The organism is Bradyrhizobium sp. LTSP849 (assembly GCF_000938255.1).
GTDB lineage: Bacteria > Pseudomonadota > Alphaproteobacteria > Rhizobiales > Xanthobacteraceae > Bradyrhizobium.
Genome location: NZ_JYMR01000047.1, coordinates 47,804 through 71,872 on the forward strand (window position 1 = coordinate 47,804; position 24,069 = coordinate 71,872).

The 24,069-nt window shown below is 58.7% G+C and carries 19 protein-coding genes and 3 pseudogenes; 12 read left to right on the top strand and 10 right to left on the bottom strand.

The genetic code is table 11. The features are described from left to right. The first annotated feature begins 59 nt into the window (after window positions 1-59). The 5 genes from UB31_RS26665 (at window position 60) to UB31_RS26685 (ending at window position 8,743) form a co-directional block, all read left to right on the top strand. Complete coding sequence (locus UB31_RS26665) at window positions 60-1,355, top strand: O-antigen ligase family protein (protein ID WP_045001627.1); 1,296 nt, start codon at window positions 60-62, stop codon at window positions 1,353-1,355. Further along, window positions 1,342-2,109: a class I SAM-dependent methyltransferase gene (locus UB31_RS26670; RefSeq protein ID WP_082078627.1), complete on the top strand. Its 768-nt coding sequence runs from the start codon at window positions 1,342-1,344 to the stop codon at window positions 2,107-2,109. The genes UB31_RS26665 and UB31_RS26670 overlap by 14 nt, the downstream gene beginning before the upstream one ends. A gap of 823 nt (window positions 2,110-2,932) precedes the next feature. After that, a complete protein-coding gene (locus UB31_RS26675) occupies window positions 2,933-5,401 on the top strand; it encodes an Ig-like domain-containing protein (protein ID WP_050044835.1) in 2,469 nt (822 codons plus the stop codon). Window positions 5,402-5,726: 325 nt separating this feature from the next. Then, window positions 5,727-7,430 (top strand): type I secretion system permease/ATPase, encoded by a 1,704-nt coding sequence (locus UB31_RS26680; protein ID WP_045001629.1) that lies wholly within the window; start codon window positions 5,727-5,729, stop codon window positions 7,428-7,430. Continuing rightward, window positions 7,427-8,743: an HlyD family type I secretion periplasmic adaptor subunit gene (locus UB31_RS26685; protein ID WP_045001631.1), complete on the top strand. Its 1,317-nt coding sequence runs from the start codon at window positions 7,427-7,429 to the stop codon at window positions 8,741-8,743. The genes UB31_RS26680 and UB31_RS26685 overlap by 4 nt, the downstream gene beginning before the upstream one ends. Here the strand turns inward: UB31_RS26685 and UB31_RS26690 are convergent. Beyond that, window positions 8,713-9,195 carry a hypothetical protein gene (locus tag UB31_RS26690; RefSeq protein ID WP_045001633.1) on the bottom strand — a complete coding sequence of 161 codons (483 nt, stop codon included), beginning with the start codon at window positions 9,193-9,195 and terminating at the stop codon, window positions 8,713-8,715. The two genes, UB31_RS26685 and UB31_RS26690, sit on opposite strands and share 31 nt — an antisense overlap. A gap of 434 nt (window positions 9,196-9,629) precedes the next feature. Here UB31_RS26690 and UB31_RS40705 point away from each other — a divergent pair, with 434 nt between their 5' ends. After that, window positions 9,630-10,241, top strand: coding sequence for a transglutaminase-like cysteine peptidase (locus tag UB31_RS40705; protein WP_082078628.1), 612 nt, complete (start codon window positions 9,630-9,632; stop codon window positions 10,239-10,241). A 42-nt stretch (window positions 10,242-10,283) separates the two neighbouring features. On the opposite strand, the gene UB31_RS26700 is transcribed toward UB31_RS40705, so the two are convergent. From UB31_RS26700 to UB31_RS26710, 3 genes are all read right to left on the bottom strand, one after another. Then, the gene (locus UB31_RS26700) at window positions 10,284-11,285 is read right to left on the bottom strand and encodes a methionyl-tRNA formyltransferase (protein ID WP_045001635.1); all 1,002 of its coding nucleotides are present in this window, start codon (window positions 11,283-11,285) and stop codon (window positions 10,284-10,286) included. Then, window positions 11,282-12,250, bottom strand: coding sequence for a hypothetical protein (locus tag UB31_RS26705; RefSeq protein WP_045013020.1), 969 nt, complete (start codon window positions 12,248-12,250; stop codon window positions 11,282-11,284). The genes UB31_RS26700 and UB31_RS26705 overlap by 4 nt, the downstream gene beginning before the upstream one ends. Window positions 12,251-12,392: 142 nt before the next feature. Then, complete coding sequence (locus UB31_RS26710; protein ID WP_082078633.1) at window positions 12,393-13,232, bottom strand: 2OG-Fe(II) oxygenase; 840 nt, start codon at window positions 13,230-13,232, stop codon at window positions 12,393-12,395. 316 nt (window positions 13,233-13,548) lie between these two features. On the opposite strand from UB31_RS26710, the gene UB31_RS26715 reads away from it, so the two are divergent. Further along, window positions 13,549-13,791, top strand: a complete 243-nt coding sequence (locus tag UB31_RS26715; RefSeq protein WP_045013021.1) for a hypothetical protein — start codon at window positions 13,549-13,551, stop codon at window positions 13,789-13,791. A 54-nt stretch (window positions 13,792-13,845) separates the two neighbouring features. Here the strand turns inward: UB31_RS26715 and UB31_RS26720 are convergent, their stop codons facing one another. Continuing rightward, the gene (locus tag UB31_RS26720; protein WP_045001665.1) at window positions 13,846-14,184 is read right to left on the bottom strand and encodes an H-NS histone family protein; all 339 of its coding nucleotides are present in this window, start codon (window positions 14,182-14,184) and stop codon (window positions 13,846-13,848) included. 879 nt (window positions 14,185-15,063) lie between these two features. Here UB31_RS26720 and UB31_RS26725 point away from each other — a divergent pair. From UB31_RS26725 to UB31_RS40090, 5 genes and pseudogenes are all read left to right on the top strand, one after another. Further along, window positions 15,064-15,690: a LuxR C-terminal-related transcriptional regulator gene (locus UB31_RS26725; RefSeq protein WP_045001639.1), complete on the top strand. Its 627-nt coding sequence runs from the start codon at window positions 15,064-15,066 to the stop codon at window positions 15,688-15,690. 968 nt (window positions 15,691-16,658) lie between these two features. Beyond that, window positions 16,659-16,949 carry a hypothetical protein gene (locus tag UB31_RS26735; RefSeq protein ID WP_045001642.1) on the top strand — a complete coding sequence of 97 codons (291 nt, stop codon included), beginning with the start codon at window positions 16,659-16,661 and terminating at the stop codon, window positions 16,947-16,949. 324 nt (window positions 16,950-17,273) lie between these two features. Then, window positions 17,274-17,594, top strand: a pseudogene (locus UB31_RS42665) (hypothetical protein); the annotation flags it as partial. A 1,660-nt stretch (window positions 17,595-19,254) separates the two neighbouring features. After that, window positions 19,255-19,665: pseudogene (locus UB31_RS40720) on the top strand (transcriptional regulator); the annotation flags it as partial. A 243-nt stretch (window positions 19,666-19,908) separates the two neighbouring features. Next, window positions 19,909-20,760 carry a Hint domain-containing protein gene (locus UB31_RS40090; protein ID WP_045001646.1) on the top strand — a complete coding sequence of 284 codons (852 nt, stop codon included), beginning with the start codon at window positions 19,909-19,911 and terminating at the stop codon, window positions 20,758-20,760. Between the two features lie 217 nt (window positions 20,761-20,977). Here UB31_RS40090 and UB31_RS41675 read toward each other — a convergent pair. The 5 genes and pseudogenes from UB31_RS41675 to tnpA all read right to left on the bottom strand — a co-directional run. Further along, a pseudogene (locus tag UB31_RS41675) lies at window positions 20,978-21,064 on the bottom strand (tyrosine-type recombinase/integrase); the annotation flags it as partial. Between the two features lie 154 nt (window positions 21,065-21,218). Beyond that, window positions 21,219-21,557 (bottom strand): 2OG-Fe(II) oxygenase, encoded by a 339-nt coding sequence (locus UB31_RS39960; protein WP_349643875.1) that lies wholly within the window; start codon window positions 21,555-21,557, stop codon window positions 21,219-21,221. Window positions 21,558-21,575: 18 nt separating this feature from the next. Continuing rightward, complete coding sequence (gene tnpC, locus UB31_RS26755; protein WP_045010987.1) at window positions 21,576-23,054, bottom strand: IS66 family transposase; 1,479 nt, start codon at window positions 23,052-23,054, stop codon at window positions 21,576-21,578. Between the two features lie 122 nt (window positions 23,055-23,176). Beyond that, window positions 23,177-23,533: an IS66 family insertion sequence element accessory protein TnpB gene (gene tnpB, locus UB31_RS26760; protein ID WP_045004130.1), complete on the bottom strand. Its 357-nt coding sequence runs from the start codon at window positions 23,531-23,533 to the stop codon at window positions 23,177-23,179. Next, on the bottom strand, window positions 23,530-23,988 hold the full coding sequence (gene tnpA, locus UB31_RS26765; protein ID WP_045005335.1) for an IS66-like element accessory protein TnpA: 459 nt from the start codon (window positions 23,986-23,988) through the stop codon (window positions 23,530-23,532). Before tnpA ends, tnpB begins: the two co-directional genes overlap by 4 nt. Window positions 23,989-24,069 lie beyond the last annotated feature (81 nt).

Sequence of the window (24,069 nt, forward strand, 5' to 3'; positions counted from 1 at the left end):
CAACTGAGCGGCATGCGTGGTCCGCCACCGCTCGCCGACCGGTTCGAGGAGCTCGACGCATGAGTTACTCCGGCAATGCTCTTGTCGCGAGGCGGCCCTACGCGCGCGCCACCGCGGTCGAGCTTTCATCGACCGTGCAGCCGCGCACGAGTCTTGCTGTTCCGCTGCTTCTCGTCGGCATTGTGCTGCCGTCTGGCTTGCAGTTGCTGATCGCCGGCGCAAAGCTGACGCCGACGCGGATCGGCTTGATCATTTTGTTCCTGCCGGCGCTTAGCCGGTTAATGCAGCCTAACCGACGGCTGCTGATATCGGATGGGCTGGCGGCGATGCTCGCGATCGGAATGGTGGTCGCGGCTGGCTATGCTGCCGGGCTTCAGTCGGCGTTTTCCGCCGCTGCTGAGGCCCTTGACTTCGTTGGAGGGTATTTCGTTGCACGTGTGTTTGTCTTCGGGCCGACCGCGATTCGACAGTTCGTTCGCTTGCTGAAAGTGTTCACGGCGATTGCAATCTGCGTTGCGGTAGGGGACGTTCTGACCGGGCATTGGATCGCCCGGGAGGCCGTAGCTGCTATCTTTCCTCCGCAGGAAATGTTCCTGACGGATGATCCTTCGAGCGGAGATGGCGTGCGGGCCGGGCTCCGTCGCGCAATATCAACGTTCGATCACCCTATCCTCTATGGCGTATTCTGCTCGCTGGCCGCGGCGATCTTGCTGTACTCACCGGAAAGGGCCGCGAAGCGATTGATGTGGGCGGGCCTGTGCTTCGTTGGTGGGCTGCTGTCGCTTTCTTCGGCGGCTGTCATGGGTATAGCGATCGTCGGCTCGAGCTACGTCTATGATCAGTTGATGTGGCGCAGTTCTTGGCGATGGAGCCTGCTGTGGATTGGCGCCGGGGCTTTTGTTGTTGCGGTCACGCTTGCCGCAAACAATCCGCTCAGCTGGATATTGTCGCACGTAACGTTCGATCCGCAGACGGGCTTTTATCGTCTCATGATCTGGGACGCCGTGTCGGCCCAGGTCTGGCAGGCACCATTAACAGGCGCAGGATTTGTGACATTTGGATATTATCTGCTCGATCGCACGGTCGACAGCGTGTGGCTGGTTACCAGCCTGCATTACGGCGTGCCGGTTACCATCTTGCTGATTGGTCTGAACCTCTCGGCGCTGTTGCCGGTTCCGGGTCAGCGCCCGAGTGAAATTCAAAGAGGATTTACGATCGTCTGCCTGGTCTTCCTGCTGACCGGGCTGACGGTGCATTTCTGGAATTATATGTGGACATTCTGGGGCGTTTGCATCGGGGTGCGCGCCTCGCTCCGGGAATGGCAGATGTTGGGAGCGCAAGATGAGCAACTTTGATGTGGCCACGTCGTCGATTGGAAGCTTCAGGGGACGTTTGCGTCCATACGTCTGGTCGATACGCAGTGGGCTTCGGACGATCCGCTTCTTGTTCGGAAGATTCGAGAGAATGTGCCCGGTATGCGGATATCGGGGGCGTTTCTTTGCCTATGCCAATCCGCTTGGATTGGGCATCAACATCGATTCGCTGTGCCCGAGCTGTCTCTCGCATGAGCGGCACCGATTGTTGGCGTTATGCGATGCCGAGCGGGACTTGTTTGCGGGCAAGGATATCTTGCACTTCGCACCTGAGGCCGGGCTCAAAAAGTATCTACAAGCGAGAAAGCCGCGCAGCTATGTGACCTGCGAATTTGGCGGCAGGGGCGCAGATCTAGATATCAATATTGAAAACATTGGCATCGAGAATGACAAATTCGATGTGATTATCTGCTGCCATATTCTGGAACACGTGGACGACCGTCTCGCAATACCGGAATTGTTCCGGATCTTGCGCAAAGGCGGCACGTTGGTTGCGATGATTCCTATCATCGAGGGTTGGCAGAAGACGTTTGAGGATCAGGCGAGGCAGAAGTCGGTGGACGACCGCATATTGTATTTTAATCAGCACGATCACGTCCGTTTTTTCGGTAGCGATTTCCGAGAACGGCTCGAGCAGGCCGGCTTTATCGTCGATGAATTCACCGCGGTCGAACCGGCGGTTTCACAATGTGGACTTATTCGGGGGGAGAAGGTGTTTCTGTGCCGAAAGGTCTAGTTGGAAGTTCCGAGCCCACATAGGGACGGCGGACTGCCTTCGCAGAACACAACTATCGCAGACTCATGCTTGTCAAGGTGTGGGCACCACTCGCGGCGCGGCCCCCGGTTCGGAACGGCGGCTTCGAAGCTTCGTTGCAGTAACACTTGCGATAGCACCTCCATGAACAATTTCACGGACATTGTGCCGATGGACGCGCGCGCACGCGAATGACATCTCCATGCAGCACCTGGATCGCTCGATGCGGCCGACATCTGGGTCCTTGCCACAGAGAGACCTGGATTGAGGTCACTAATTTAATCCCTATAATCGGTGCCAATTATATATGCGATCGTATTCTTAATTAATATCTTCGTATAAAGGGTTGTTTGCCTCCCTGATCGGCCAGGGGTGTGTGCCCGTCTCCGCAAGAAAAGTGTCTTTAAAACCGCCTGTCATCGGATTTCATCGCGATCCAGGGCGCGGCTAGAAGCAAATTGCGTTTATTTTCCGTGATGTAAATTCTAAAGTGAAGTCTCGCGATTCGTGAGTTTGACGACGCACGCAGCTAAATGACCTTAGCGGAGCCGTGGTGTCGTCAAAAAAAGGCCTTCTGTAGCCGACCATTAACGCTGCGTTAAGCATGGCATCGGCGGATCTCGTTTGGGCGATTAAATCGCGAGATCGGAAAGTTCGAAAAAGTCCGAAAGCGTCGAGTGTCAATTAACGGGGACAACACAGAGACGGAGAGACTATTTTGGCAGCAACTTCAACGACTGCATGGCCTGACGCGACGAACACCGGCGTGCCGGCGGGAGTAACTCTAACTCCATCTGGTGACGTAGTGATCACCAAGGCAGGGGCGGTGATCTCGGGACTCAACATCACAGGAAGCGTCTATATCCAGGCCGACAATGTGACGCTTGTGAACTGCAAGATCACGTCTGGTGATTGGGCGGTTGTGAACATCGATTCCGGAGTGACGGGCGCGGTGGTCAAGAACTGCACCATCGATGGCACCGGCCGTGCTCCCGACGGTACAGGCAACCAGGGCATCATGGGGAGCGGCACGTTTGTCGGGAATAATATCTTCAATGTCGAGAACGGGATTGTGCCCGGAAGCAACTCCGTTATCCAGGGCAACTACATCCATGATCTCCATGCGGGTGGATCGCCGCACTACGATGGCATCCAGATCGATGGAGGGCTCTCCAACATTCAAATCACCGGCAACTCGATCATCAACCAATGGGGATGGACCTCAGCGGTCATGATTGACAACGACTTCGGGGCGGTCTCCAACGTCACGGTCACCAATAACCTGCTGTATGGTGGCGCGTACACTGTCTACTCGGACTCCAACGGTGGTAGCGCCCCGATCACGGGGGTGTCGTTTACCAACAATCACATCGGTGGGGCCCAGTACGGCGATGCGCTGATCCGTGGGAATAATGCGGTCTTTTCCGGCAACGTCGATGACGGTGCGGCGCTGACCGCAGCGCTGAACACGTCGGCGAATTCCAGCGCGCCGGCGAATTCCGGCACGACGAGCGCGGCTCCAGGCTCTCCCGTCATTGCGTCGTGGTCGCCCGATACCGGCATTTCCGGTGACGGCGTCACTGACGCGAACAAGATTACTCTGCACGGGACCGCCGCCGCAGGCAGCACTGTAAAGGTATATGACGGCTCGACGCAGATCGGCACCGCAACAACAAACTCGAGCGGTGGCTGGGACTACATCACTTCGGTTCTGACTGACGCGAAGCATGTGCTGACGGCTACCGCGACCAGTTCGTCGGGCAAGGCCAGCGTGGCGTCGGCTGCGCTGGCGGTTACCGTCGACACCAAGGCGCCTGCCGCGCCGACGATCGTCAGCGATACCGTCAACAGCGCGAATCAGGTAGTCGCGTCCGGTAAGGCGGAAGCAAACAGCACCATCAAGGTGTATGACGGAACGACGCAGGTCGGCAGCGCAACAACCAACGCCAGCGGTGCCTGGACGGTGACGACCGTTGCTCTTGCGGCCGGTGCACACGTTCTCACGGCGAAAGCGACTGACCTCGCGGGCAACGTAAGCGCCGCGTCGGCGGCGTCCGATCCCGTCGTCGGATCTTCGAGTTCGTCCGGGTCGAGTTCGTCCGGTACAGGTTCGTCAGGTTCAGGGAGCACCGGTTCGAGTTCGTCGACACCGCCTGCCGCACCGAAGATTGCCTCGTTCTCTACAGATACCGGGGTTGTCGGGGACCACATCACCAGCGACAAGACGTTGACGCTGACGGGGAGCGCGGCTGCGAAGAGCACCGTGAAGGTTTACGACGGCAAAACCCAGCTTGGCACCGTGACGGCGGATGCTAGCGGAGCATGGCACTATACGACTGCCGCGTTGCCCGACGGCAAGCACAGCTTCACCGCCACGGATATGGTTTCCGGTGTTACCAGCGCAGCCTCTGCTGCACTGGGGGTGACGGTGGATGCGAAGGCTCCGACTGCGCCGGTGCTGTTGAGCGATCTGACGACGCACAATCACGCGACGGTAGCCGGGACGGCGGAAGCGGGCAGTACGGTCAAGCTCTACGAGGGGACGACTCTGCTTGGGACAACAACGGCCGCGACCGACGGCAACTGGAGCGTTACGACCTCGAATCTCAAGCACGGGTCCCACACTTTCGTAGCTTCGGCCACTGACGCTGCCGGGAACACAAGCGCCTTGTCCCAGCCGATCGATCCACCGATTGGCTCGCACGGCGGCAACGGCACCTCCACGGTCGAGATCTCCAACGTAAATCAGCACTGGAATCACTCCGCGACGATCAACGGCACTGCTGACCCCAGTAGCCAGGTCAAGCTGTCTGACGGGACGGTATCCGCCGGATCAGTCGCGGTGGGAGCCGACGGCAAGTGGAGCTTCCAGACATCCGATCTGTCGGGGAAGACTCATGCCTTCACAGCGGAGCAGGTTGACACGGCTGGCCACGTGGTCGGTAAGAGCTCGGGCGAGGCGATCGTCGGTTCGAGCGGGCGCGACACGTTGACCGGCACGACCGGAAATGACGTCATGGTCGGCAAGGGAGGGGCGGATACCTTCGTATTTGCCACGAACTTCGGCCACGACGCTATCAAGGACTTTGCAACAAGCGGTCGTGCGCAGGATACGGTCCAGTTCAGCAAGACCGTGTTCGACAGTTTTGCGAGCGTTCTCTCCCACGCGACCCAGTCCGGCCACGACGTCGTTGTCACGACGGGGAGCGACACCCTCACGCTGAAGAATACGAAGCTCGATGCGTTGAACAGCCACGACTTCCATTTCGCGTAGCAGATAGGTCGACGACACGAAGCAGTACTCAACAGTGCCTTGGGGATCTCTTTGGGGGGTCTTCGGACAAAGGCATGGTTCAAGGGCGGGTGCCATGAATGACTTTGGACGGCGGGGGGTATCCCCCCCGCCTGCGAGTTTTTATCGAATACAGATATCATACCTGACCGGGCTTTGGTCTGCCGGACGACAGTGGGCCGAAGCTGCCGAGCTGCGAGCGCCGCGGTTGATTGACTTGGTAACGAACCTCGTCGAAGCCTTGCGGAAACGATTATTCCCCGACCGGCTTCGGCCGGCTGACGACTATGACGAGCCGCAATCAGAGATGTCGGCCTTTCTGCGGTCCTGCCGCCGGATTTTCTGGGCTCTCGGGGCTTTCAGCGGCATGAGCAATCTTCTGATGCTCACCGGCTCGTTCTTCATGTTGCAGGTTTACGATCGGGTCTTACCTGGGCGCAGCATCCCCACGCTCATCTCACTCATGGTGCTGGCGACCGTGCTTTACCTGTTCCAGGGTGGGCTCGACTTCGTCAGGAGCAGGATCAGCGTACGCATCGGCCGCTATTTCGACGAGAGGCTGGGCATTCGTGTATTCGATGCACTCGTGCGGCTTCCGCTGAAAACCAGGACTGACGGCGACGGCCTGCAGCCGTTGCGCGATCTTGACCAGGTCCGTAGCTTCCTGTCGGGCGGAGGGCCGACGGCGCTGTTCGATCTCCCATGGATGCCGATCTATCTCGGTGTCTGTTTCCTCTTTCATTTCTGGATCGGGATCACCGCGCTGATTGGAGCGCTGGTGTTGATCGGCATTACCATGCTCGCTGAAACGCGAACGCGAGGGCCGGCAACAGCATCTTCGCGTCTGGCGGTGTCTCGCAGCGCCCTGGCCCAAGAGGGGCGACGGAATGCCGAAGTTCTACAGGCGATGGGCATGCGGCAGCAGGCAGCCCTGCGTTGGCATGATGTCAACGCGAAGTATCTCGCAGCCCACGAAAGGGCGAGCGATGTCGCAAATGGCCTCGGCGGCATCTCCAAGGTCTTTCGTTCGATCTTGCAATCGTTGGTTCTTGCCGTTGGCGCGGTTCTCGTCATCAATCAGGAATCGACAGCCGGCATCATCATTGCCGGATCGATCCTCACTGCGCGGGCGCTGGCGCCAGTCGAGGTCGCCATTGCGAACTGGAAAGGATTTGTTACCGCGCGGCAATCGGGACTGCGGCTGGACCAGTTGCTGCGGCTTCTGCCGGCCGAAGAGGAGCGACTGGCGCTGCCTCCCCCTGTGGAAACGCTTACGATCGAACAGCTCTATGTCGGTGCACCAAATGCGGAGCGGCCCACCCTCAGTGAAGTGTCGTTCCAGCTTTGTAAAGGTGAGGCTGTTGGAATCATTGGTCCGAGCGGATCTGGAAAATCGACACTCGCGCGCGCATTGGTTGGCGCGTGGCCATGCGCGCGCGGCAGGATTAAGCTTGACAACGCTGCACTCGACCACTGGTCTTCGGACGCGCTCGGCAAGCACATAGGCTATCTGCCTCAGGACATTGAACTGTCCGACGGTAGCATTGCGATGAACATTGCGCGCTTCGATCCCCAGGCGACGGCCGCTGCGGTTCTGGAAGCATCCCACTCTGCGGGCGCACATGACCTCGTTCTTTCTCTTCCGGACGGCTACAGCACGAAAATCGGCGAAGGTGGAGTGGCGCTATCGGCAGGTCAACGGCAGCGTATCGGACTTGCGCGCGCCTTCTACGGCAAGCCGTTCCTGGTCGTACTCGATGAGCCGTCTTCGAATCTCGACTCGGAGGGCGAAGAGGCGCTTACCAAGGCCATCCTCAATGTGCGTCGCCGCGGCGGGATTGTCGCCATTGTCGCGCATCGCCCTAAGGCGCTCGAAGGTGTGGATCATGTTCTGGTCCTCGGGGACGGGAGGGTTCAATCATTCGGGAAGAGGGAGGAGGTCCTCAGGAGGGTGCTGCGCAATCCCGTACCGCTCAAGGTGGTCGCGGACGGTCTCGGAGGCAGCCGATGAACAGCCAGATAACATTACCAGCCATGCAATCCATCCAGCGCTACATGATCGTCGGCATGATCATGTTTGGCTCCGTGGCGTTTGGCGTCGGTGGCTGGGCGACAACGACCGAACTGTCGGGTGCGGTGATCACCCAGGGTGTCGTCGTGGTAGATTCGAGCGTGAAGAAAGTTCAGCACGCCACGGGCGGGATCGTCGGCGAGCTTCGCGTGCGGGAGGGGGACCGGGTCAATGTCGGCGACGTTTTGGTTCGTCTCGACGAGACCCAAACGCTGGCAAACGCAACAATTGTCACCAAGGGTCTTGATGAACTGCTCGCACGGCAGGCTCGCCTCGAAGCGGAGCGCGACGGTGTCGAGCAAATTGCGTTTCCCAAGGTGCTGATCGACCGGACTAAAGAAAGCAACTCTGAGGCGGGCCGGGCGATCACCGCGGAGCGGACGTTATTCGACCTGCGTCGCCTGTCCAGGAGTGGCCAAAAGGCGCAGTTGCAAGAGAAAAGTGTGCAGCTGGAAAACGAGATCAAGGGATTGACGGGCCAGACCGAGGCCAAGCAAAGAGAGATCGATCTGATCCGCCAGGAGCTAGAAGGCGTGCGCAGCCTCTGGCAAAAAAGCCTGGTGCCGATCACGCGGCTCAATTCCCTCGAACGCGATACCGCCCGTCTCGACGGCGAGCGTAGCCAGCTGGCAGGAATGATAGCCCAGTCGAAGGGCAAGATAGCGGAAATTGGACTCCAGATCATTCAGATCGATCAGGACCTGCGGACGGAGGTCGGCAAGGACCTGATCGAAACGCGTTCGAAACTCTCCGAACTTTCCGAGCGCAAGACGGCGGCAGTCGATCAGCTGAATCGGATTGATATCCGGGCGCCGCAGTCCGGCCGGGTCCACGAACTCAGCGTTCATACCGTCGGGGGTGTAATTTCTCCCGGCGAGCAAATCATGCTGATCGTGCCCGATGCTGACTCGCTTGCAGTTGAGGTCAAGATCACGCCTCGGGACATTGATCAGGTTTATGTGGGGCAAACCACGACGATGCGCTTTGCGGCCTTCAATCAGAAAACCACGCCCGAGATCGACGGGGAGGTCGGCGTTGTCTCCGCGGACATTACACAGGATCAGCGCACCGGCACGAGCTACTACACCGGTCGTGTCTTGCTGAACGCGGAGGACCTGGCGAAGCTTGGGTCGGCGAAGCTGTTGCCCGGCATGCCGGTCGAAGTCTTCATCAAGACGTCGGGGCGGACCGCGCTGTCCTATCTTCTCAAGCCGCTACGGGATCAGGCGGAGCGCGCCTTCAAGGAGCGTTGACGCTTCACTGGGCGGAATAGCAGAGCCTCGACAGCGTGAGCGCTCGGACTTGGCGCGGTGCGTCTGAGAGCGCCGGGCTTGCCACCAGGCCGTCGCAAGACGTTGCGACCGGAATCGGTGGCAATGGCCGTTCCGGCTCGACGGAAACGTGCCGCAAGCAACGACGGTCTTCGCAGCGCTGTTCGAAGACCCGATTGTAGGCTTCTGGCCAGGCCGCCCCACAGCGACAGACTGAATGGATTGATCCTGATCCGCGACCGCATCAACGGCAGCAGATCCCGCACGCCGGCGCGGAGTGATTGCGGCAAGTGCCCCTTGTCCCGCGTGACTGACGACGGCTCGAAGAACCGCCCACTCAGTACATCCGTGCGCCTGACGTGCAGGGTCATCGCCGCGATGAAGATGAGCATTGTGGCCTCGACTCCCAGGATAACCAGCAGCTCGTCCGGCATTTGCAAACACTCCCGTTGCAGGGGGCTCCATTCAGAGAAAGATCGCGTCGGCGACAGATTAAATCAATAATTAGATCTCAAGAAGTAATTTAATTCTCTCATAAATTCGGATTATTAGAATCGACCGTGTCGGTTCGCCTAGTGGATCGGCTCGCTGTTGCGAGACCCGCTCAGTGTGCCCCGGGGTCTAGCCGATCGCTGTGGGATTGCTCAATCGTCCCTCCCGGATCTGCCGCAGACCCAGATGCGGCCTCTCGTCATGCATCTGCGATCAGTCATTTAAATGCGTCGCCTTGATTTAATTGTTGATTTTATATTTTAATAATAATATATATTTAAAATCAGATAATTCAATTAATTGCGTACAGCCACGCTCATCGCTGCCCTGTCAGTTCATCCGAACCTCCGTTTTGCGTTCTCAAGGGGATCGGCAGATGCATACCTCCTGCTCAGTGATCGCGGTGACGGTTGCCGTCATGATCGGAGGGATTCAGGGGGCGCGTGTGGGCCGTGTGGCCGTGCCCGCGGTCTGGCAGCGGGCCCCTCAGCACATTGTGCTCGGACGCGCCACACTTGCTCCGTTCGCGTACACCGTCTTTTGCCTGCGTCATGCAGCTGAATGTCGTCCGCGGCGATCATTCCGCGGCGGGCCGGTCCGGCTGACTGAGGAACGCTGGGTGGATCTGCAAGAGATTAACCGTGCAGTCAACCTCGCGATCGTGCCCGTTCGCAACGAACTGGGCGTTGCAGGCGAGGAGTGGGTCATCAACCCCGATCGGGGCGATTGCAACGATTACGCGGTGAGCAAGCGCCACGAGTTGCTCCAGCGGGGCTGGCCGGCCAGAGTCCTGCTGTTGAGCGAGGTCGTCCTCAATTCGGGAGAGCATCATCTGGTGCTTCTCGTACGCACCCGGAGCGGCGATCTCGTCCTCGACAATCTCACGCCTCAGATCAAATCGTGGTCGCGGGTGCCCTATCGCTGGGTTCGTCTGCAATTGCCAGGCGATAATCGGCTGTGGGCGACGGTTGTGCAGGAAAGGGTATAAGTGCCGGGCACCTGCCGCTTTCCACCAGCGGCAAGCTGCAGACTATTCCTGAACGCATTTGACTTGCTCGAGCGAGGCTAGCCTGTCTTCGAGCGCGACGATCCGGCGGAGAAGATCGAGGCGCGACAGACCAAGAGTAGCGCGTGTCGATCCTAAGACGGATGCGGCAGCACAGGGGTGTTCGGAATTGGATGTAAGAATACGGAATATGCGCAGGACGCCATCGCCAGTGAGCACGTCCACCCAACCCTCGGCGGCTGAGCGGCCTACGATCCGTCCTGGAACGCGGCCGACATAAGCAGGAGCGTCGTGCCGTGGCGACGCGCCGGCGATGATGAGCTGTTGAGCATCGAGGTGGGTGAAGGCGCCGGGGAATGGCGGTGTCAAGCCGCGGATCAGTCGGTCAATGACATCGGTGGGCTGTCGCCAATCTATCTCTCCATCTTCCGGCACACGAGCGCAGCCATAGGAAGCTTGATCGGGAGTCTGAGCGACGCCCTGATAACCCGTGATGGCTCGGAGCACCACGCCGCCAAGCTCACGTTCCTGGATTGCGTTGAGACGATCGTAGAGGGATGTGACTGTGTCGCTCGAACCGATCGGAATCGCGTGCTGAAACAGCAGATTGCCGCCATCGAGCTCCGGGATGACCAGATGAATGCTGATGCCGGCGGCCGTTTCGCCGTTGATGAGCGCCCAGTTCACGTTAGCGCGGCCGCGATAGTGCGGTAGAAGCGAATAGTGCACATTGATGAAACGGCACAACGCGAGAATCTGCGCCGGGATGATGCGGTCAAAAGAGGAAATCACGACCGCAGCCGGGCGTAGGTCGGTGATCAGATTCCGAAGCTGATTCAACTCACGCAACTCCGAAATCGGGATATCGCGGTCTTTCGCAAACGCCCTGAACGCATTGTCCTCCGGTTGATCTGGCTTTCGGAAGACATGGGCCACGCGGCACTGCGCGGCCAACGAGCGAAGAGCTGCCAAGCCGGTTGGTCCGTCCGCAAGAAGTACGACATCCGGTTCCAGCCGCTTCGTCATGTCAATCCCTGCCACGGTACGAGCTGAGCGAAGCCGTCCGGCTTTATGGCGCCGCCGCGCCGAACCCATTCGGCCGCGCGCAATCCTCCCGTCTGCAGCCGTACGATGGGCTCGGGGCCAATCTCCGATAGAAGAATGCCCATATGGCCCAGCCCGACAGGCTGCGCGGGCCAGAGCGCAAGCCCGTTTCGAGTGAGGGCGGCGCGGTCCATGTCGCCCCAGAATTGTACCACGACAGCGCCTGCGGGTGCGCAGGCGGCGAGATGTGCAGCCTCCGCTACACCGATGCGTAGCGTTGCCGCCGGCTGGAGCGCGACGAGAATTGCATCCCACGCGTCGGAATGAACCGCCGCGACACTATTGAATGTCTCAACGCTCGCGCCTGCACCTGCAAGCCCGGCGCGCAGCGGTTCAAGGAAGTCGTTGTCACATAGCAAGGCGATTCTGCTGCCATAGACCGCCAGACCGCAATCGTGCAATTGCTTCACGCTGAGCGGCCCGAGGAACGAGAAGACATCGACGGCAGGATGTCGCTCGTTCACGCCGACGACCGGGATTTTGCGCCTCGCGCACGCTTCGATATCCAGGTCTTCACGGCGAAACTCCCAGGCCTCGAACATCAAGGCAATCACGGCGTCACTGCGCAACTGGTCGATCAGCGCGGCCGTCAGGGGTCGAAGGTGACCGCTATTGGTCACTATATCGACGCTCTGGAGCACACCGAGGCTGATCTCCTCCACAATCTCAATGCGATCGGCGACGCCGAGCATAGCGGCAAGGTCGAGCGTCTGCAGCCGGACATCGGCCACCGTCCCGTGGCGGGTGGGCTTGGTGAGCGCGTAGACATGTGCCGCTCCGGCCATCGCGGCGATGACGGCGGTCACAGCATAAGCTCCGGTCGCGGCTTCGGTCAGTACGGTCAATCCGGAAAGATCCAGCTCCGTTGCCGCGACGGCGCGCGTCATCAGGGTTCGGAGGCGGGCGAGTGAGAAGCCGGGTCGGCCGGAAACTCGTGTCTCCGCACCAGCGGGTCGCACGTGTCTGAAGGATTGTCCGGCGTCGGTTCCGGTCATGGGGCGGGTCCCACCGTTGCCACTGAGAAAAAATTCATGATGCTTTCGGGCGGCGAGGCCTTGATATCCGGTCGCGCGCAGCCCTGAGCGCGTTGTACAGCCGGTCGGGGATGAGCGCGCGAAGCTGATCCTGCCAGCTCATGCGCTCGATCGACTGGTCTTCGCCAGGACGGGCGGCCCAATACCGGACACGGCGCTCGCCGCGTGCGGGGATACGGCGCGTCGTGGTGTAGTAGTAGGCTGCGACCGAGAGGCGCATTCGTTCGGCTGGGCAAGCGACGGGATCAGGCAAGCCATGCAGCGTGGCTCCATGTGTCTCCCAGACGATCATGGTGTTGAATCTTGGGAAGATTCGGCGTCCAAGCGCTGACATATCTGGAGGCCACAATTCCAAACTGCCTCCATAATCGTCGGGCCAGTCCCTATTGAGATAAATGAGCAGATTTACACGGTGGAAGAGGCCGGTCGCTGGGTGAATCTCGAAGTCGCGATGAATTTTCGTGAAGCCACCTGCGGGCGTTCTGTGCACCCCGGCGAATTTGTGCGTCGGATCGGCGATAAGATTTTCGACTCCGGTTATGCCCGAGATGAAGTCTCTGAAACGATCACTGTCGACGAACTCTAGTAGATGCTCGGTAGCCGGCCCCAAACCTTCCGAACTTTCCTGCTTCACCAAGCGATCAGTGTTGGTTGCAATAAGCCGGGCTGCCTTGATCGCCGCGCATTCGGCGGCGACCATGTCCAACAGTCTCTCGGGAAACGCGTCATTGACGACGATGTGGGGCCAAGGCTGGGCATTGGCGTACTCGTACCGCAGGGAATCCGTCCGGGCGAAGAGTCTGCTGAGTGAGTGAAGCTGAAAATCGACGTACAATCCGCATCTCCTGACGGTTATTGCTTCAGCCACGTGATCATTTCCGATTATATCAAAATAGATAAATCCGATCAAATTAAATGTCAAAATTAATAATATTATGGAACCGGGGGGCGGCGTGAGCGCGATTGCCGGCCCTATTTGCAGAGAGCGTTTCGACGCTTCTTGCGCGACGACTTGGTGCCTGTTTCGTCCAATGTCGAGAGACTGCAGCGAGGAGTGATTGCAAGTTGAAACTTAAAACCGTACAATTAACATATTTAAGTTGTGATTTGTCGGTTTTGGGTTATTATTAAATAGGCGTTCGTGTGTGGTGATGACCCACCTTGATATCGAAGAGAGTGAGGATCGCCGGGAGTTCTTAAAGAGCTGCGGAAAATTTGCAGCCGTGACTCCGCCGGTGATGACCCTTTTGCTTTCCACCTCTCTAACCTCGACCGCGATAGCCAGCTCGGGCGGCCACGCTGTGCATCGCAACAATGGCAATGGCTATGGCTATGGCTATGGCAACGGCGGCGGCGACGGTAGTCCGAACGGTAAAGAGGACCGTGACCGCTGAGAGAGGCCAAGCCGCCAATTTTGGTATGCGAACGCCGTACCGGTCCAGCAGGGCTCAGCCGGTCCGCCGCCGCTTGGATGGCCGGTCGATCAGGAGATCATCCAGCTTCTTTCCGGCTCTGAGCTGGGCTTTCAGCCACCGGGGCTGCTTACCGCGACCCGACCAGGTTTCGGAGGGGTTCTTCGGGTTCTGGTACTTGGGCAAGACTGCCGGATAAGGGCGGCGCACAGTTTCATCGCTTCGGGCTGTGCCGGCGGCCCCCTCTATTCGGCGAAGCCGCTCCTCCAGCTTGGCTTTTTCTGCAGCCAGTCTGCGACTGAGGACAGCGGTCACCCCGTCGTAGAGCGCCCACAGCTCGGCTGTGGGCATTGATGCCCAATCGTCTTTCTGCATAGAACCCTTCCCCATCCAAGTGGAGGGAACTATCAGGTCATACCCCGATTGAGCAAGTACGATCCTGCTTGAGGGCCGGCGGCCTAGCTCCATGAAGTGCCGGCACTACCGGCTCAGTCCGCGCTTACGAACGCGCCGGAATCTCGCCTGCATGTTCGCCCGTCGCCGTGTACCGAGCAGTCGCTGCTCGGCCTCCAGCACGCGACTGCGCAAATTCTGCAATTCCGCGAATTGAACGATTAGAGCTTGGTGTGCTTGGCGTAAAATAATTGAACAGTACATGTGACAACCTACTCATTACTAGCGGTTGTGCCGGTTCGGAGACAGAACTCGCACCTCTGAGCCCCTCGGGCCGGCACGCGACCGAACTTGAAAAAGGTTGAAGCCAATTTTTAAAAGAAGGAAATTCCTTTTTGTCACTCCCTTGAGTCGAGTCCTCACTCCTCTGGGCGAACTCTGGCTCATGGTAGATTTGAAATCGAAATGTCCCTATATGTCGTTGGTAATAGGGCCTGACGTAACAATAGTGGATGTCGGTCATCATATGACGGGATGTCCCAGCCATGGCGCCGCCACACTTATTGCGCGAACTTCTATATAGAAACTATCGTCAATTGATCTCAACTCCGCCCTTTTCGCGATGAATTTGCATTTTTGGAGTTTATTCAAAGCCCTGCGTACTTGAGGTACCTTACGCATCCTTTGGTTGAGATTTGGTGATGTTGCTCTCAGGTGTTGCCGGAGTAAGTCCGAGGGGAGTGCGACATTCTGTCAGAGCGAAATTGCAGCCTTGGTAAATATGGCCTGCTTTACAATGAATTGTCGTCTAACGGGATTAAGCTAGCGCCCGCAGGGTTTCTGGGAATAGGTTGACGAAGCATGCGCCGCATCACAGTCGTCATCGCAGACCGACATCCCATTGTCCTGCAAGGGATCAATATCACTCTTGCAGCGCAGCATGACTTCGCTGTCGTGGCGTCCTGCGGCCGCGGTGCAGACTGCATCGAGGCGATGCGACGTCTTGTTCCCGACATTTTGCTTCTCGATGTCGCAATGCCCGACATGAATGGAGTGGAAATCCTCGCTTTCGCTAAGTCCGCAGGCCTGCGTACGCGCGCGGTATTCTTTACCGGTTTAGCCGAGGACCGTGAATTGGCGAGACTGGCTGCGAATGGCGCTCATGCCGTGGTTTCGAAGGATGCGACACCGGCGACGCTGGTGGAGGTCTTGCGACAGGTTGCACAGGGCCAGAGACCGCTGTCTGTTCCACGGACCAGCCAGGAGAGCAGTAAGGACCCCCCCGCAACTGATGAAGAGAAGCCCTTGACCCAGCTAACGGAGCGGGAGCGGCAGATCATGCGGCTTGTCTCTGAAGGGCTGTCGAACAAGGAAATCGGCCGTCGCCTGAATATTGCCGAAGGCACCATCAAGGTTCATCTTCATCGAATCTTCCAGAAGCTGGATATCAGCAATCGTACGGTTCTCGCGACCATGGCGCTCTCCTAGAACGAGTGGCGCCACTCGACGCGCGAACTCACCCCCTTAATCGTATCACAGCGGGATCTGGCCGATCTGAAATGGAAAACGCACGTCGGAATGGCCGCGAGGCGTGCCAGTGGATATGTCCTGATTGCCTTCTCCGCCTCTGACGCAGAGGTTCTCTCGCCAAGGGTGGGGGGCGGCCCCGGGTAAGGCGCGTAGAAGGCTTTTCTGGCGACCTGGCATAGAGACGGGCGGGAGTGACCGGCGCTCAGGAACTTGACCAAACCGCCGACTGTGCCGTCGCGCACTTCATTCCTAGATACGTCGACGCATGTCGACCCCTCGAAAGGTAAGCTTTCGTTTAATGTGTCGTCACTTTGACCAGCCGAGGCCTTCTAGTGCGGCCAAGTGCTCAACGAACCTGTTGCAGCCTTGCTCGGCCTCAGCAAGGGATTGAAACGGTGAGCCGCCGATCCTGATGGCCCCTTTGGTCGGGTCGAGCGGGCGCCAGCTCGCCATGTAGCCGGTACGTCCGTGAAAGCCTGGACCGGTGGGACTCTCGAAGCTGATCACAAATGAGAAACCGCCCCTGCTGGCGCTCCAGACTTCCATGGCCTCGACGGACCGGTGAAATTGCAATGGCACGGCAGTGATCCGTTTCGGCGAAGTCGCTCTCATGCAGCAAATATAACCTGAAGATAAAAATAAAAATTTGAAATGTGATTTTATCTTTGATTAAATAATCGAGATTGGCGCCAGATTAAGCGCCAAGGGGCCCCGGAGCGGTTTCAGCAGCTCGCCGCCCCCTGGGCTGCTGGAGCCGTCTTGCTGTTGTCCGTAGCCTGCAGCCATCGACTTGACGAGAGCTCGGTGATTTACTTTCTTGAATTAATTTCGATGTCATTATACTTGATTTAATCGTGCGGGCTCTTTCCCGGTGTGACGCGAGGGAACTGGCTCGTCCTGAGGAAGATCAGTCCAGGGTGGTTCAAATGCGTGCATTTCTGATCGTCTTGGTCGCGTTAATTGCGCCGGCCCAAGCCGAACTCGCGCCTTCGGGCCCGTTCAAGAGACCAGAAGCCGGTCTTAACGCTGCCTGCGCCTACAGCATCCGGGGATACCCGATTGAGGTGCCCGCCGGTGTGAACCTTTGCTGGCGCGCACCATTCCCGTACTCCTCGGAATATGGCCTGCTGCATTGCGATCCGAAATTCCAGTTTCAGGAGATCGCCCTGGTGAAGCGCAGCGATCCGCGCTGCGAAAGATACGAGTACAGGCAATAGGCGCGGCAGCCGGGGAGGGTCGCAAGCGGCGGAATGTCTGCCGCGCAGCCTCGGATCTTCAATCATTGCGCAGATTGATCTTGGCTGCCCGCGGGGCGGAGGCTCAAACATTCGCGGGCCGAACTGGCCAGCTAATCCAGGGCCATCGCGAATCCGGTGCTCTCCATCTGGGGAGGAGGATGGCGGGCCACGTATTGCCGCGCCCTCTCCGCATCGAAAAGGGTTCGGCCGGAATCGGAGCTGTTCCGGCAGGCCTTGAAAACTTTCGATTGAAATCTGATTTAATTAATATAAATATAACCGAGAATTAAATCGGAGAGAGATATGTCCACATCGGACAGCAGTGAGGATGACGACCGCAGAGAATTTCTGAAAACCTGCGGGAGATTCGTTGCTGTCACGCCTCCTGCGATGACCCTGCTTCTGTCAACATCCCTGACCTCGAGCGCCATTGCGCGCTCGGGCGCACGCGACGGGGGAAAGCGCGACAATGGCGGGCATTCATTCCTCGACGATGACCCTCCGTCCGGGGGCGCCTCTGGAACGTCGGGGGGGCCACCATTTCAAGGGGGTAAAGCCTCTGGTCACGGTGGTGGGGCATCCGGAGGTGGCTCTTCTGGCGGTGGGGGGGCGCATGGTGGGGGAGGATCACCCACGAGTATCACAAGCTCTGGAAGCATAGATGCATCCGCAGGCCCCAATTGTGCAGACGAGGAAGATGAGAGACGTAAAAGCAGGCGCGACTGCGACCCCGCCGACCTCAAGCCTTCGAATTTGGCTAGATCGGAACCGACCTGGACGCGCCAGTTTCCGCGCAATAACTGAATAAGCCAGCCGCAGCCCGTGTTCGAACTTGAGATGGAGCCCAGGACTTGGCGCGCCGTTGCCGAGGCTTGGCCTGGGCCACGTTTGGCACGTCCGCTGGGATCAGGTCAGCAGTGGTGCGAAGTACGGTATCGTTCGACCGTTTGAGAGATGGAACTTTCGGCAAAGTCAGCGATTTGAGATGAATGACGGTACCGACAAAGGGGACAACGTGCATTTACGTACGTATATTGCCGCAGGTTGCTGAAAATTCGGAGTCGGAGTAATAACCTGAGTTGAGCGTCGGTTCAAAGACACAGACATTGGATTGCGGGATTGGTTGGTCAGAGGACAAGCACAGTTGTTGTTGGTGCTCGCTTCAAGATGAGCGAATTTGGGATGCGTCGCTGCCCAGAACTGGCTCACCAGACCGGTACGGTTGTCGATGTTAGCCCTCGCACGAGTTCCGTCACCGTGCTGTTCGATGATGCCACAAAACCAACTTACCTCCACCAGGACTACATATCTCCATTGTCGAAGTAACTAATCATCACGGCGCGCAGCCGACACAGTTGGCAGCTTGCGCTGCCAACTGTCCCACGACGTCCTAGCTTGATCCATTGTCGCGTCGCTGAAAAAGGGTCATCCAGCATGTGGGTTCACGACCGTATAACCCCGCAGTGAACGCGAGTGAATTCTCGTTGCCCGCCCGCCAGAGTTGGCATCATACGCCATCCACATGTCGCCCCCGAGGTGTTGTTCCAACACGAAGACGTGCCCGTGGCGTGCTGCAACCATCCCCGGTGCCGGCGATGCACGCGGAAAGCGTAGCCAATTGGCCGCGAGGTTCAATTCCGGCACGATACGGCCAAACACACGTATAGCCGCGCCGCAACCGCAGAAAGATCGCGGGCAACCGGCGGGGCGACCGCCGACAATCTGACCGTGAGGGACATTCGTCTCCGCCGAGCCGTTACGAACGTCAGCGCCTGGGTGCGCGTCTGAAAACGGTGGCCGGGAATACCGCGAAAATCTTATGTGGCGCATCTGCAAGTACGAAAAGTCGCAAGGCATAGTCACATTGCATTCCGGAATTTGACCAGTGGGGGGCCGCGCTTCCGAAGCAATGGATGAGCTTGCAAAAATCAGCGACGCAATGGTTACGCATTTTAGCATTGCAGGACTCCGATTAAATCGTCCTGCCCCAATATTTAAATACCAATGATAATTTGGCAGAACTGTGCCAAAAAATTGAAGCGCTTAATATTTTGTCGCGCCGGGTTTGCCTGATCGAGAAGAGGCGGCCAGTCAAATCCGACGCGAAACCTACCTGAAGTTGATTCATGATTGTCAGGCGTACCTGCAAGGCAAGCCGGATGCGCCGCTCCTCACGTCTCGGGAATAGGCAGTGGCGGCGCGGCGCTGACGTTGGTTGCAAAGCCAGTGGCTGCGGGGGTTCCTGACGGAGGTGCCGCACATGGCTCGCCTCCCGGCACGTTATGTCGGGCCGTTGGTCGCGACGGGCAATCCATCTGCCGAGGCAAACCCGCAGACGTCACCAGCACTTGCGTTGCCCGACAAGCCATCCGTCGCGGTGCTTCCGTTTTCAAATTTGAGCGGCGACCCCAAGCAGGAGTATTTCGCCGACGGCATCGTCGAAAACATCATCGCTGGATTGTCTTGCATCAAATGGCTGTTCGTGGTCGCGCGCAATTCGAGCTTCACCTACAAGGAAGAGACTGTAGACGTGAAACGCGTGGGTCGCGAGCTCGGGGTACGCTACGTGTTCGAAGGAAGCCTGCGTAAAGACGGCAATCGTCTTCGCATCTCCGCACAGATGATAGAAGCCGAGACCGGAGGCCATTTGTGGGCCGAGCGATATGACCGTCCGCTCGGTGACATTTTCGCGCTTCACGCGTTACGGAAAGGCGTAAAGTGTCCGTGTCGGCGCGGACTTGACCCGCGTGGCGCTGAAGTTGTCTTCTGTGAAATCATAAAGCGCCGAAGCGGGCCAGAGGCGGCAACGAACTCCAAGGCTCAACATGACAATTATTTAATCAGATTTATATTGAATTTCTATTAAATTCATGGTTTAATACAGTTCAAGTTAATTCCATTCGTTGGGTGTGTTTTCAGCAAAAAGACTGGGGAACTCATGGCCCGCAAATCTGGCGATCGCCGTCCACCCATCAGCCCTGCGCGCCGTCATTTCATGGCGATCGTTGCCGCGGGGACGGGAAGACTATCGACTATCGCAATTTCGTCGTCACTGCTCGCAGGCCTCAAGGTCAAAGATGCCAACGCACTCGGCATATTTCCTCGGGGGAATCCCAAGGATCGCGGCGATTCCCGAGGCGGTCCCAATCATAATTGTTTCGGGCGAGGAACGCTTATTCGGACGGCCGACGGCGAAACGCCCGTTGAAGACCTGCCAATCGGTGCTTTGGTCATCACGACCAACGGTGCATTGCCGGTCAAATGGGTGGGTCGAAAAACCATTAGAAGGAATGCGTCGGCCTCCTGGCATCCGAGCGTTATGCCGGTCCGGGTGTCACGCTCCGCGATCGATGATCAAACGCCGCAGAGGGATTTGTATCTATCGCAGGAACACTCCCTTTTAATCGATAGCGTTTTGATCCCCGCGAAACATCTCGTCAATGGAAGCTCGATCACGTTCGACGACGATGCAATGATGTCCGAAACCATCGAATATTTCTGCGTGGACCTCGATACTCATGAAGTGATCTTTGCGGAAGGCACGGCAGCCGAGTCGTTTCAGTACAGGGGTGGTCCAATCGCCTGGGATAATATTGGCGACTACCAGGACCTTTACGGCAGCGAGCATAAGGTGATGCCGGCGTTTGCACCGCTTTGCCGCTACAGCGGGGGCCGGGCAGAGGCGCGTGGCTTGCTTCGGCTAGCAGCTTCTCGTTTCGTCGACATGCGCGATCCCATTCAGATTGCTTACGGCCGGATCGCGGCCCGGGCAATGGCGATAGCTGCTTGAATGGGCCGACGGCCCTGTTTATGGATGATTGGCAGTGTCTCGAGGGCCTTTGCAGCCCGCTATCTTTTGCATGGCCTGGGACCAGCTTGCCCTAGCGACGTGGAGACTTAATCCCAGCTGCGTCCAGAAGCCGTAACCAGCACACTTCCGAGTTCTACTATTGGCCCGAAGCCGGTAGCAAGAGAGGGGCAGAGCATGTCCGCTCTGCCCAGTCAGTTCAGATGTCGACCTGCTCTGCTATCGCGAGCGCATCGTCGACTTCAATTCCCAGATACCGGACGGTGCTCTCGATTTTGGTGTGCCCCTCCGCGGTATTTGAGACATCGGTCATGATGACGTCCTCAGTTAATGAGGTCGATCACTCTCGAAGGTGTCACCTTCTGAACCTACGCGTTCAATGCATTGCCGACCATTGGTGAAAACATTTCGGCTCTCAGCTAAAAGGATTTGGCGCAGGGTTAACTCCAAGCGCGCCGGAAGCTTTGGACCAAATTGACCAGAACCGGCGGAATAAACATCCTCACATTTTGCTTAAAGCGGAAGTTGTCATTCTTGGACTGGAAATATTCCGTATTGCCGGCGTGTTCGCTTTCGTCTTCGCGGCCATTGGAATAATAATAGCAAGCGGCCGAACGCCGCGGCTTGGCGCCGCGCGCTTTCTTCGTCAGGCTGACACCATGCAGGCTGAGCGCCGATTGGTAAAACAGGATAGTGCGACCTATGAGGGGCACAACTTTCTTGGCGCAGGCATTTGCTTCCTTGTCCCATAATTCCAGCAAACCGCCGTCGTCCTCGATCCAGCGTAAGCGCTGTTTTCAGGCCACAGCTCTGAGGTCGTGACGGCAATAGGCCCACGGAAGCAACTGATCGATCTCGCTATTCGGATGACCATTGACGATCCTGGTGAGGACGTCGGTCAGGTAGGCAAGCGGATCGAGGTCGTTCAGCTTACAGGTTTCGACCAGGGAGGCGATGGTGGCCCAGTGCTCGGCACCGCCGTCGGAGCCTGCGAACAGCGCATTTTTACGGTTCAACGTGATCGGACGGATCGAGCGCTCGACGGCGTTATTGTCGAGCTCGATACGGCCATCATCGATGAAGCGCGTCAGGCCATCCCAGCGTGAGAGCGCATAACGGATGGCGTCTGCCAGCTTGCCCTTTTGGCTGATCAACGCGAGCTTTGCGCGGAGCCACAGCTCGAAGGCTTCCGCCAGCGGCCGGCTTTTCTGTTGTCGAACGAGACGACGTTCCTCGGCGCTGCGGCCGCGGATGTCCTTCTCGATGGCATAGAACTCGGCGATATGCTTGAGCGCCTCGCTCGCAATAGGCGCAGGACCGGGGGTGGCAAGTTCGTAGAAGTTACGCCGCATGTGCGACCAGCAGAATGCAAGCTGAACGTTGCCACGCTCGGCGAGCCTGCCATAGCCGGCATAGCCGTCGACCTGCAGGATCCCCTTGAAGCCTGCCAGATGAGCGATCGGTCGGTCGGCCTTGCGGTCGGGCGCATAGACATAGGCGACGCCCGGCGGATCGGCACCGCCCCATGGCCGGTCGTCCGCCGCATAGGCCCAGAGCTGACCGGTCTTGGTGCGCCCGCGGCCGGGATCGAGCACCGGCATCGTCGTCTCGTCGGCGAACAGCTTTGGCCGCTGCCTGAGCTTGCCAAGGAGCCGCTCATGCAACGGGCGCAGATGGAAGGCTGCCTGTCCCACCCAGTCCGCCAGCGTCGAACGATCAAGCTCAATGCCCTGGCGGGCGTAAATCTGCGCCTGCCGGTAGAGTGGCAGGTGATCGGCATATTTGGAGACCAGGACCTGGGCGACGGTGGCCTCGGTCGGCAGACCACCCTCGATCAGCCGGGCCGGGGCCGGCGCCTGCATGACACCGTCCTCGCAAGCCCGGCAGGCGTATTTGGGACGCCGGGTGACGAGGATCCGGAACTGCGCCGGGACCAGGTCCAGCCGCTCACTTCTATCCTCGCCGATCCGGTGCAACTCGCCCTGGCAACAGGAGCAGATCTTATTGTCGATATCGACGACGACCTCGATCCGCCGCAAGTGCGCTGGCAAGGCGCCACGGTTGATCCGGCGCTTGCGAGCCCGAGCCTCACGGCTTTCAGGTGCGCTGACGTCCTGCGCCGTCTCGCTGTACGCTGCGACCTGCTCGACATCTTCCAGGCCCAGCAGCATCTGATCTTCAGGCAAGGTCTCTGCCCGCCGGCCGAACCGATGCCGCTGCAATTCCTTGATGATCTGACGCAGCCGTTCGCTCTCGCACCGCTCGGCAAGCAGCATCGCTTTCAGCGTCTCGGGATCGTCAGGCAGGGCGTCGCTCACACGCAATTCAGAGCATATTCGCCGCCATCTGGCGACGCGCTCGATGCCCCTGATTCACTTCGCCGCAGCGCTGCCAACAACTATCCGGCTTGCGTTGGCGCTGGCGTCTCCCGTACCTCGTGGACACGCCGCCAGTCGAGCCCTTCCAACAGCGCCGACAATTGCGCCGCCGACAGACGCATCACGCCGTCCTCGATCTTCGGCCAGCGGAAGATCCCATCCTCAAGCCGTTTGGCGAACAGGCACAGACCCGTTCCGTCCCAGAACACCAGCTTGATCCGATCCGCCCGCTTGGCACGGAACACATAGACAGCTCCCGAGAATGGGTCAGCCCCCATGCTCTCGCGCACCAGGGTCGCAAGCCCTTCCATCCCCTTGCGGAAGTCCACCGGTTTGGTCGCCACCATCACCCGGACCGCACCCGACGGACCGATCACCGGCTCGCCTTCAGCGCCTGGACGATCGACGCAATCATTGCCGTGTCCGCACCACGACCGGCCCGGATCGTGATGCCGTCGACTTCGATCTCGATGATCCCGGCATCGCAACGGCAAGTTCGGACATCCGGTTTGGGTTTGCAGCGCGCCACTTTGCGCTCCCGGCCAAGAGCAGGCGCCGGCACTGCGACATCCACCACCGCCGGCACAAACTGCACTTCTTCTATTTCGGAATGACCGCCTGCTGCCTCTCGCAACTGACGTCGCCAGCCAAACAACTGCTGCGGTGACAATCCATGCCGTCGGGCTACCGAACAGACCGAGTCGCCGCTCGCCACAATCTCCGCGACGATCCGCGCCTTGTCCTCGTCGCTCCACTTCCGCCGACGGCCGGCGCCGGTGAAGACCTCAAGCCGCCGTACCGGCTCCGTGATAGCAGTATGCACTGTGTCCATTCTAAGCCTAACGGTCCAAATCGAACCGCAGACTCGCAGATCACCCCATCATCCGGTAGGTGGCCGCTGAACAGCGCTTAC

Bases quoted from the DNA above. Each gene is read 5' to 3' on its own strand.
- UB31_RS26665 (WP_045001627.1), top strand. From the start codon at position 60: ATGAGTTACTCCGGCAATGCTCTTGTCGCGAGGCGGCCCTACGCGCGC.
- UB31_RS26700 (WP_045001635.1), bottom strand. From the start codon at position 11,285: ATGACGAAGCGGCTGGAACCGGATGTCGTACTTCTTGCGGACGGACCA.
- UB31_RS40090 (WP_045001646.1), top strand. From the start codon at position 19,909: ATGGCCCGCAAATCTGGCGATCGCCGTCCACCCATCAGCCCTGCGCGC.
- UB31_RS26690 (WP_045001633.1), bottom strand. From the start codon at position 9,195: ATGCCGGACGAGCTGCTGGTTATCCTGGGAGTCGAGGCCACAATGCTC.
- UB31_RS26705 (WP_045013020.1), bottom strand. From the start codon at position 12,250: ATGACGCGCGCCGTCGCGGCAACGGAGCTGGATCTTTCCGGATTGACC.
- UB31_RS26680 (WP_045001629.1), top strand. From the start codon at position 5,727: ATGTCGGCCTTTCTGCGGTCCTGCCGCCGGATTTTCTGGGCTCTCGGG.
- UB31_RS26720 (WP_045001665.1), bottom strand. From the start codon at position 14,184: ATGCAGAAAGACGATTGGGCATCAATGCCCACAGCCGAGCTGTGGGCG.
- UB31_RS40705 (WP_082078628.1), top strand. From the start codon at position 9,630: ATGCATACCTCCTGCTCAGTGATCGCGGTGACGGTTGCCGTCATGATC.
- UB31_RS26685 (WP_045001631.1), top strand. From the start codon at position 7,427: ATGAACAGCCAGATAACATTACCAGCCATGCAATCCATCCAGCGCTAC.
- tnpA (WP_045005335.1), bottom strand. From the start codon at position 23,988: ATGGACACAGTGCATACTGCTATCACGGAGCCGGTACGGCGGCTTGAG.
- UB31_RS26735 (WP_045001642.1), top strand. From the start codon at position 16,659: ATGCGTGCATTTCTGATCGTCTTGGTCGCGTTAATTGCGCCGGCCCAA.
- UB31_RS26715 (WP_045013021.1), top strand. From the start codon at position 13,549: ATGACCCACCTTGATATCGAAGAGAGTGAGGATCGCCGGGAGTTCTTA.
- UB31_RS26725 (WP_045001639.1), top strand. From the start codon at position 15,064: ATGCGCCGCATCACAGTCGTCATCGCAGACCGACATCCCATTGTCCTG.
- UB31_RS26670 (WP_082078627.1), top strand. From the start codon at position 1,342: ATGAGCAACTTTGATGTGGCCACGTCGTCGATTGGAAGCTTCAGGGGA.
- tnpC (WP_045010987.1), bottom strand. From the start codon at position 23,054: ATGCTGCTTGCCGAGCGGTGCGAGAGCGAACGGCTGCGTCAGATCATC.